Source organism: Actinomycetospora sp. (assembly GCF_055612215.1).
On record NZ_JBVPVA010001161.1, the window covers coordinates 1 to 8,723 of the forward strand.

Below are 8,723 nucleotides of genomic sequence, written 5' to 3' on the forward strand. Positions count from 1 at the left end.
GCCGTGGAGACCGCGGCGAAGTCGGTGCGCGACATCCGCATCGCCGAGCTCCTGCGCTCCGACCTGGTCATCGAGAACGGCCAGGTGACCGGCTTCCGCGTACGTCTCGCGATCTCCTTCAAGTTCGAGTCGGGCGACTAGCTGTCGTGACGCCTCGCCACGAGGACGGCTAGCGGTCCAGCACGGCGTGCAGCGGGCGCCCGGCGAGGCGGGCGCGGCCGTCGAGGGCGGGCAGCTCGAGCACGACCACCAGCGACGTCACCGTCGCCCCGCACTCCTCGACCAGCTCGCACGCCGCGGCGGCCGTCCCGCCGGTGGCGAGGACGTCGTCGACCAGCAGGGCCCGTGCGCCCGGGGCGAGCACCCCCGCCGGGAGCTCGAGGGTCGCCGACCCGTACTCGAGGTCGTAGGACCGCGCCGCGGCGACGGCGGGCAGCTTGCCCTGCTTGCGGACGGGGACGAGGCCGAGCCCCAGGGCCTGGGCCACCGCGGCCCCGAGCAGGAAGCCGCGCGCCTCGATGCCGATCACCACGTCGACCGGGTGCTCGGCCACCGGGGCGCTCAGCAGCCGGGTGGTCGCGGCCAGCCCGCGCGCGTCGGCGAGCACCGTCGTGAGGTCCCAGAACCGGATCCCGGGCTGCGGGAAGTCCGGGACCTCGCGCAGTAGGCCCGCGACGAGGTCGCGGTCGGCGCCGAGGTCGACGGCCGGGCTCACCGGCGGCGCTTCCCGCTCGGTCGGCCGGACTTGCCGGCCGGCCGGGCACCGGGGCGCGGGGCGCTGCCGGTCCGGCCCGCCCGCGAGCCGGCGTCGCGGCCGGTGGACCCGTCGCGGCCGGCCCGGGACCCGGCTCCGCTGGCCGCCGCGACGACCGCGTCGGTGTCGAGGACGTCGGTCGGCTCGCCGGTCGTGACCTCGTCGCCGGTGCCGCGGCGCGCGCCGTCCCGTTGCCCGGTCTTCGCGCGCCGGGCCGCGACCCGCTGGGCCTGCTGAGCCCAGACGCGGTCGCGCATCGCGAGGTCGACGACGATGGGGGTCGCGAGCAGGACCGACGACGCCGCGCCGATGAGCGTCCCGACGAGCTGGACCAGGGCGAGGTCGCCGAGCACGCCGACGCCGAGCAGGACCACACCGACGATGAAGAGCCCGATCAGCGGCAGCGCGGCGATCAGCGAGGTGTTCAGCGAGCGCATCAGGGTCTGGTTGACCGCGAGGTTCGCCGCCTCGGCGTAGGTGCGCCGGGTGATCCCCGCGAGCCCGCGGGTGTTCTCGCGGACCTTGTCGAACACGACCACGGTGTCGTAGAGCGAGAACCCGAGGATGGTGAGCAGGCCGATCACCGTGGCCGGGGAGACCTCGAAGCCGACCAGCGAGTAGACGCCTGCGGTGACGACGATGTCGTTGATCAGCGCGATGATCGCCGCGAGGGCCATCCGGCGCTCGAAGTAGATCGCCAGGTACGCGGTGACGAGCACCAGGAACACGGCGAGCGCGATGAGCGCCTGGCGGGTGATCTCCCCGCCCCAGCTCGCGCTGACGGCGCTGTCGCTCACCGCGTCGCGGTCGGGCCGGCCGTCGGTGCCGAGAGGCTGGAACTGGTCGAACAGCGCCTGGTCGAGCGCGATCTGCTCGCCCTGGGTGAGTCGTTCGGACTTGATGAGGATGGTCGCGGAGTCGCCGGTGCCCGCGGTCTGCACCGACTCCGCCGGGTGCCCGACCGCGCGGTCGAAGGTCTGCTCTACCTGGCTCGTCTGCGCCACCCCGGTCGCCCCGCGCGCGGGGAACTGCACCGAGGTGCCGCCCTCGAAGTCGATCGAGAAGTTGAAGCCGCGCAGGATGATCGAGAGCAGGCAGACCAGGACGATCGCGCCGAACACGGCGTACCAGGTCCGCGACCGCCCGACGACGTCGAGCCCGCCGTTGCCCTCGTAGAGCCCGTCCAGCCGCCCGCGCCGGGCCGCCCGGCGCGTCGGGCCGGCCTCCGCGGGCCGGGCGTCGGCGTCGTCGTCGTCGTCGAGCGCCAGGTCGTCGTCGACCTCCTCGGGCTCGCGCGCGCCGTCGGCGTCGTTCCGGCCGCCGGCACGGCGGGTGGGGCGGGTCATCGGGTACCTCCGCGGCCGGAGCCGCTGCGCTGCGCCCGCCCGCTCGGCGCGGTGGGACGACGGGTCTGGCCGGGCCGGGCGCCGGGGCGGGGCGCACCGCCCGCTCCCCCGCCGCGCCCGCCGGGCCCGGGTCGGGTGGTCTGCGAGGCGACCTTGCCGAGCCCGGACCAGGCCGGGCTCGCGAACAGCCGCGAGTTCGACGCCATCGACAGCAGCGGGTGCGTCACGAGGAACACGACGACGAGGTCGAGGATCGTGGACATGCCGAGCGTGAACGCGAAGCCGCGGACCTGGCCGACCGCGAGGACGTAGAGGACGACGGCGGCGAGGAAGCTCACCGCGTCGCCGGAGAGGATGGTGCGGCGGGCCCGCGTCCATCCCCGCGGGACCGCGGAGCGGAAGCTGCGGCCCTCGCGCATCTCGTCCTTGATCCGTTCGAAGAAGATCACGAACGAGTCCGCGGTGATGCCGATGGCCACGATGAACCCGGCGACGCCCGAGAGGTCGAGGGTGAACCCGATGCTGCGCCCGAGCAGGACGAGGACCGCGTAGACGACCAGGCCGGACAGGACCAGCGACAGGATCGTGAGCACGCCCAGCGCCCGGTAGTAGAAGAGCGAGTAGACGAACACAAGCGCCAGCCCGATGAGACCGGCGATCAGACCGGCCTCGAGCGACGCGAGGCCGAGGGTGGCCGAGATCGTCTGGGCGTCCGAGGTGTCGAACGACAGCGGCAGCGAGCCGTACTTGAGCACGTTCGCGAGGTCCGTCGCCGACTGCTGGTTGAAGTTGCCGCTGATCTGGGACGTGCCGCCGGGCTGGGCGGCCTCGATCGTCGGCGCGGAGACGACCTGGGAGTCCAGGGTGAACGCCACACCCTTGCCGACGTTGGCCGTCGTGTACTGCGCCCAGACCCCGGCGCCCGCGGACTTGAAGGTCACGTTGATGACGTAGCCCGCGCCCTGCTGGTTGGGCGCCGCGACCGCGTCCGCCACCTCGGTGCCGGAGAGGATCGAGGGCCCGAGGACGTACTTGGCGGTGCCGTTGCGGTCGCAGGCCACGAGGGGCTTCGTCGGGTCGTCGTACCCGCGCAGCGGGTCCTCGACCGCGCAGTTGAGCGACTGCAGGGCCTGGGCCTGCACCGCCGGGTCGTCGCTCTGGCGGGTCTGCTTCGCCGCGGCGATCGCCGCGGCCAGGCGCGGGTCCTGCGAGGTGCCGCCCCCCGCGGGGGCGCCCCCGCCGGGCGGCGGGGCGGGCGGGGTCGGCGCCTGGACCGGCAGCCGGACGCTCTGGCCCGACGGTGCCTGTCCCGGTGTCCCGCCCCCGGCGCCACCGGTCGGGGCCTGTCCCGGCTGGGACTGACCGCCCTGGGACTGGCCACCCTGGGGCTGGCCCGGGGCGGGCGTGGCCGCCAGCGGGCCCTCGACGACGGGGCGGAAGTACAGCCGGGCGGTCTGGCCGAGGCTGCGGGCCTGGTCACCGGCCGTCCCCGGCACCGTGATGACGAGGTTGTTGCCGTTCTGCACGACCTCGGCCCCCGAGACGCCGAGGCCGTTGACGCGCTGCTCGATGATCTGGCGCGCGAGGTTGAGCTGGTCCGGCGTGGGCGCCGCCCCGGTCTCGGTCCGCGCGGTCAGCGTCACCTGCGTGCCGCCCTGCAGGTCGATCCCGAGCTTCGGGGTCGGCGACCTGTCCCCGGTGAGGAACACCAGCCCGTAGAGGACCACGACGATGCCCACGAACACGGCGAGGTAGCGGCCCGGCCGGAACCGGACGGTGGGTGGGGCCACGCTGCGAACTCCAGGGTCGGGCGACGGCGGTGTCCTCGGACTCGTCCTCGCCGCGCGGCGTCCGGGACACCGCGGCGACGGACCGCCGGCACCGGGTCAGGTGACGCCGGAACCGCCCGATCACGCTCGCGGGACACGCCTGGCGGCGCGCGCCGAGGACCAGGACAGCAGGGTAGGCCGCCACCGGGGGCGCCATCGCACCCGGCCCGTCCCGGTCCGCGTCGCGCCGTGCGGTAGGAGGACGGGCCGGCCGCGGCGACCCCGGGCCGCCGGACCCCGCATCGGGGTCAGGACGAGGAGCGCGAGTCCCCCGGGTTGCTGGACCCCGCCGAGACGCCGTTGCCGTTCGGCGTCGACGTCGGGTCGGAGAAGGTCGGCTCCGCGGACGCGCCGTCCGAGCCCGCCGCCGGGGCCGCCGTGGTGTGCGTGGCGGCGGTGCCGGTCTGCGTGGACGCCGGGCGGTCGACCGGGGCGTCGGTGATCACCTCGTGCTCGGCGGCACCCACGGCCGGGGCCTCCCCGAGATGCTCGACGTCGCCCACCAGCACGTCGGCGTCGCCGGCGAGCTTCTCGCGGACGGCGGCGCGCAGCCACGTGGTGATCACGTCGGGCGCGATCTCGAGGTCGATGGTCTTCTCGTCGTCGGTGTCGACGACGGTGCCGCTGATCCCCGAGGTCATGACGACGACGTCGCCCACCGAGATCGAGTTCTGCAGGCTCTCCTGCTGCTGGGCCTGCTTCTTGCGCTGCCGGTTGGAGAAGAAGATCATGCCGATCATGAAGACGATCAGCAGAGGGAAGAGGAGGTCCATCTCGCTCCGTTCGGATCCGTGCACCGGTCCGACCGACCGCTCTACCTGCGATCCGTCGTACGTACTCCCCTGAGAGTCTGCCAGCTCAACCGAACAACGTCGGCGGGCCCTGCTCGTCGGTTTCCTCCGGAACGTCCCGATCCGGAGGTGTCTCGCCCAGGTGGCGCCACGCCGCGGGGGTCGCCACGCGCCCCCGGGGGGTCCGCGCGAGCATCCCCGCGCGCACCAGGTAGGGCTCGCAGACCTCCTCGACGGTGCCCGGCTCCTCCCCCACCGCGACCGCCAGCGTCGACACCCCGACCGGCCCGCCGCCGAACGACCGGACCAGCGCGCCCAGCACGGCGCGGTCGAGCCGGTCGAGGCCCAGCTCGTCCACGTCGTAGACCGCGAGCGCCGCCCGCGCCACCTCCCGCGTCACGCGCCCGTCCGCGCGGACCTCGGCGTAGTCGCGCACCCGGCGCAGCAGCCGGTTCGCGATCCGCGGCGTGCCCCGCGACCGGAAGGCGATCTCCCGCCCGCCGTCGGGCTGCAGGTCCACCTCGAGGATCTGCGCACTGCGGGCCACGACGAGCTCGAGGTCCTCGGGCTCGTAGAACTCCATGTGGCCGGTGAAGCCGAAGCGGTCGCGCAGCGGCCCGGTGAGCGACCCGGCGCGGGTGGTCGCCCCGACGAGCGTGAACGGGGCGACGTCCAGCGGGATGGACGTCGCGCCCGGGCCCTTGCCGACGACGATGTCGACCCGGAAGTCCTCCATGGCGAGGTAGAGCATCTCCTCGGCCGGCCGGGCCATGCGGTGGATCTCGTCGATGAACATCACGTCGCCCTCGACGAGGTTCGACAGCATCGCCGCGAGATCCCCGGCCCGCTCGAGCGCCGGGCCGCTGGTGATGCGCACGGCGCTGCCGAGCTCGTTGCCGATGATCATCGCGAGGCTGGTCTTCCCCAGCCCCGGCGGGCCGGAGAGCAGCACGTGGTCCGGCGGGCGGCCGCGCCGCAGCGCGCCCTGCAGCACGAGGTCGAGCTGCTCGCGGACCCGGGGCTGCCCGATGAACTCGGCGAGCCGCGCGGGCCGGAGCCGGTTCTCCAGGTCCGACTCGCCCGCCTCCTGCGTGGCCGCGAGGGCCCGCTCCAGGTCGGCGGAGAGCTCGTCCCCGCTCACCGCGCGTCCTCCCCCGTCACCGGCCCGGTCCCAGCCGGTGCAGCGCGGCGCGCAGGACCGCCGACGAGCCGGCGCCCTCCCCGAGGTCACCCACGGTCTCGTCCACCGCCTTCTCCGCGGGCTTGGCCGCGAAGCCGAGCCCGACGAGCGCCTCGACGACCTGGTCGCGCAGGGTGCCACCGGCCACCACGGATGCCGGTACTGCGTCGGCGCCGTCGAGCGCGTCGGTTCCCCCGGCCTCCGGCGGCGCGACCTTGTCCCGCAGCTCGACGACGAGGCGCTCGGCCCCCTTGCGCCCGATGCCCGGGACGGTCATCAGGGTGGTGAGGTTGCCGTCGGCCAGGGCCCGGCTCAGCGCTGCCGGATCGAGCACCGCGAGCGTGGCCAGGGCGAGCCGCGGACCGACGCCGGACACGGTCTGCAGCAGCCCGAACAGTTCGCGCTCGGCGGCGTCGGCGAACCCGAAGAGGGTCAGCGAGTCCTCCCGGACGACGAGCGCCGTCTCCAACCGGGCGCTCTGGCCGCGCCGGAGACCGGCGAGCGTGGTGGGCGTCGCCTGCACCGCCAGGCCCACGCCGCCGACCTCCACCACCGCGTGGTCCAGCCCGACCGAGAGGACCTCCCCGCGCACGGACGAGATCACGGATCCACCTCCCTGCTGCCGGCGCACCCGGCGAACACCTGTTCGAGCGGGACGCTACCGCGAGGGTCCGACAGGGCGGTGACCGCCACGCGCGGCGTGCCCCGGTCGCGTCAGCTCCGCGCCGGGCGGGCCGCGGTCGTCGCGGCCTTGCGGGCGGCGGCGAGGCGGGCGGCGTGCGTGCGGGCCACCTCGGCGGCCCGGGCCTCGGCCTCGGCCAGCCGGGCGATCATGGGTGCGCGCCAGCAGTGACAGACCGCGAGCGCGAGCGCGTCGGCCGCGTCCGCGGGCCGGGGAGCGGTCTCCAGCGCGAGCACGCGGCGCACCATCGCGGTCACCTGGGCCTTGTCGGCGCGCCCCGACCCGGTGACGGCGGCCTTCACCTCCGAGGGGGTGTGGAACGCGACGGGCAGCCCGGCGCGACCGGCGACGAGGGCCACCACCCCGCCGGCCTGCGCGGTGCCGATGACCGACCGCACGTTGTGCTGGCTGAACACCCGCTCCACGGCCACGACGTCGGGGCGGTACTCGGCGATCCACCGCTCCACGGCGTCCGCGACCGCGCCCAGCCGGGCCGCGACCTCGTCGTCGGGCGGGGTGCGGACCACGTTGACGGCCACGGCGCGCACCGTGCGCCCGCCCGCGCCCTCGACCACCCCGAGCCCGCAACGCGTCAGCCCGGGGTCCACTCCCAGCACCCGCATGGCGGGCACGCTACCGACCGGCCCGCCGCCGTCAGGCCGACGACGCGCCCGCCGCCACCGGACCGGGCGTCAGCGCAGCGCCCAGGCGGGCACGTCGCGCGCCCGTTCGGCCCGCGCGCCGGTGGGCCCGGGGTCGCCGTGGCGGAACGTCATGCTGATCCGGGGCCCGGCGCCGGGCTCCTTGGGCACGGTGTGCTGCCACTCGTGCTGGCAGCGCCCGCCCATGACGAGCAGGTCACCCCCGCACACCGTCAGCCAGCGGGTGCCGCCGCCCGCGAGCGCCCGCAGCCCGAAGCGCCGCGGCGCGCCGAGCGAGACGATCGCGACGACCGGCTGCGGGTGCACGAAGCGCACGCGGTCCCCGTGCCAGGCCACCGAGTCCGCCCCGTCGCGGTAGAAGTTCGCCGACACCCGGTCGAAGGGCTCCCGGTAGTGCTCGACGAGGGCCGCCGCCAGGTGCTCGCTCGGCGACGGCGCGTCGGCCAGCGCCCACCCGCAGGTCAGCCGGGGCTCCACGATCTCCTGGGTGAACATCCGCCGGTGCCGCTGGTTCCACGCCACGTCGCCCACGAGCTCGTCGAACCACACGTCGGCCCCGGGCAGCCAGCCCGGGACCACGTCGACCCACGAGCGGTCGTCGAGCCAGGTCCGGTGTGCCCCCGCCCAGGAGACGTCGTCCGGGCCGGTCGGCAACGCGCCGGAGCCGCCCGGGACCGAGTCGAAGAGCGAGGGAGTGAAGACCGCCGTCATGGGCTAGAGTCGAACACATGTTCGAGTCGACGGCAAGCGCCGGGTCCGGGTTCCGCGGAGCGGGTGCCGCTCGCGTCCCGGGTGGGTACCGGGCCGGGCATGAGCGCGAGGCACGCCGTCGTCCACGGCACGGTCCAGGGAGTGTTCTACCGCGCGAGCGCGGAGCAGGAGGCACAGCGGCTCGGCGTCGCGGGCTGGGTGCGCAACCGGCAGGACGGCTCGGTCGAGCTCCTCGTCGAGGGGGACGACGCGGCGGTCGAGCAGATGCTGGCCTGGGCGGGCCGCGGGCCCGACCGGGCGGAGGTGACCGGCGTCGACGTCGAGGAGCGCCCCGAGGAGGGCCTCACCGGCTTCGAGCAGCGCTGAGGCCTGAGCGGCCGGCCCTGCGGACGACGCGGTCGGCCGGCTCGTCGAGGGCGGCGGGGTCGAGCGGCCTCGCCGAGGTCACGTGCCACACCTCCCCCGCGGCCCGCATGTCGGTGACCACCAGACGTCCATGGCTGTGGCGCGATCCCTCGGCCAGCCACTCAGGGCCGTTGATCACGGAGGCGCGGGTGGCAGGTGGCGCGAGTGGTCGGGCCGCGCCCGGCCGGGCCGTGGTGAGGTGACCCCGTGCCGCCCGCACCGCACCCGGCGTCGTCCGCCCTCGACACGACGTGGCGCCGCGTCCTCGCGCGCCGTCACCGACGCCACTTCCTCACCGGTCCGGGCGCCACGACGCCGCACGAGGTGGCCGATCGCCTGCTCGGGGTCCAGGCCCAGGTGCCG

General features: G+C 75.3%; 10 protein-coding genes. 2 read left to right on the forward strand and 8 right to left on the reverse strand.

Going from position 1 to position 8,723, the window contains the following annotated elements:
• The first annotated feature begins 3 nt into the window (after positions 1–3).
• The gene (locus tag AC0CYZ_RS31270; protein WP_472214901.1) at positions 4–141 is read left to right on the forward strand and encodes a dodecin domain-containing protein; all 138 of its coding nucleotides are present in this window, start codon (positions 4–6) and stop codon (positions 139–141) included.
• Between the two features lie 28 nt (positions 142–169).
• Here the strand turns inward: AC0CYZ_RS31270 and AC0CYZ_RS31275 are convergent, their stop codons facing one another.
• The 8 genes from AC0CYZ_RS31275 to AC0CYZ_RS31310 form a co-directional block, all read right to left on the reverse strand.
• Positions 170–715 (reverse strand): adenine phosphoribosyltransferase, encoded by a 546-nt coding sequence (locus AC0CYZ_RS31275; RefSeq protein ID WP_472222098.1) that lies wholly within the window; start codon positions 713–715, stop codon positions 170–172.
• Positions 712–2,100, reverse strand: a complete 1,389-nt coding sequence (gene secF, locus AC0CYZ_RS31280) for a protein translocase subunit SecF (RefSeq protein ID WP_472222100.1) — start codon at positions 2,098–2,100, stop codon at positions 712–714. The genes AC0CYZ_RS31275 and secF overlap by 4 nt, the downstream gene beginning before the upstream one ends.
• A complete protein-coding gene (secD, locus tag AC0CYZ_RS31285; protein WP_472222102.1) occupies positions 2,097–3,890 on the reverse strand; it encodes a protein translocase subunit SecD in 1,794 nt (597 codons plus the stop codon). The genes secF and secD overlap by 4 nt, the downstream gene beginning before the upstream one ends.
• A 287-nt stretch (positions 3,891–4,177) precedes the next feature.
• On the reverse strand, positions 4,178–4,702 hold the full coding sequence (gene yajC / locus AC0CYZ_RS31290) for a preprotein translocase subunit YajC (RefSeq protein WP_472222104.1): 525 nt from the start codon (positions 4,700–4,702) through the stop codon (positions 4,178–4,180).
• An 85-nt stretch (positions 4,703–4,787) separates the two neighbouring features.
• Positions 4,788–5,834, reverse strand: coding sequence for a Holliday junction branch migration DNA helicase RuvB (gene ruvB / locus AC0CYZ_RS31295; protein ID WP_472222114.1), 1,047 nt, complete (start codon positions 5,832–5,834; stop codon positions 4,788–4,790).
• Positions 5,835–5,877: 43 nt separating this feature from the next.
• Complete coding sequence (gene ruvA, locus AC0CYZ_RS31300; RefSeq protein WP_472222106.1) at positions 5,878–6,504, reverse strand: Holliday junction branch migration protein RuvA; 627 nt, start codon at positions 6,502–6,504, stop codon at positions 5,878–5,880.
• Positions 6,505–6,614: 110 nt separating this feature from the next.
• On the reverse strand, positions 6,615–7,205 hold the full coding sequence (ruvC, locus tag AC0CYZ_RS31305; RefSeq protein ID WP_472222108.1) for a crossover junction endodeoxyribonuclease RuvC: 591 nt from the start codon (positions 7,203–7,205) through the stop codon (positions 6,615–6,617).
• 69 nt (positions 7,206–7,274) lie between these two features.
• Positions 7,275–7,955 (reverse strand): alpha-ketoglutarate-dependent dioxygenase AlkB, encoded by a 681-nt coding sequence (locus AC0CYZ_RS31310; RefSeq protein ID WP_472222110.1) that lies wholly within the window; start codon positions 7,953–7,955, stop codon positions 7,275–7,277.
• A gap of 99 nt (positions 7,956–8,054) precedes the next feature.
• Here AC0CYZ_RS31310 and AC0CYZ_RS31315 point away from each other — a divergent pair, with 99 nt between their 5' ends.
• Positions 8,055–8,321 (forward strand): acylphosphatase, encoded by a 267-nt coding sequence (locus tag AC0CYZ_RS31315; protein ID WP_472222112.1) that lies wholly within the window; start codon positions 8,055–8,057, stop codon positions 8,319–8,321.
• The last annotated feature ends 402 nt before the right edge of the window (positions 8,322–8,723 follow it).

What these genes read in the sequence shown, in the direction of transcription:
- secF (WP_472222100.1), bottom strand. Translation starts at nt 2,100, where the DNA reads ATGACCCGCCCCACCCGCCGTGCCGGCGGCCGGAACGACGCCGACGGC.
- yajC (WP_472222104.1), bottom strand. Translation starts at nt 4,702, where the DNA reads ATGGACCTCCTCTTCCCTCTGCTGATCGTCTTCATGATCGGCATGATC.
- ruvC (WP_472222108.1), bottom strand. Translation starts at nt 7,205, where the DNA reads ATGCGGGTGCTGGGAGTGGACCCCGGGCTGACGCGTTGCGGGCTCGGG.
- AC0CYZ_RS31310 (WP_472222110.1), bottom strand. Translation starts at nt 7,955, where the DNA reads ATGACGGCGGTCTTCACTCCCTCGCTCTTCGACTCGGTCCCGGGCGGC.
- AC0CYZ_RS31315 (WP_472222112.1), top strand. Translation starts at nt 8,055, where the DNA reads ATGAGCGCGAGGCACGCCGTCGTCCACGGCACGGTCCAGGGAGTGTTC.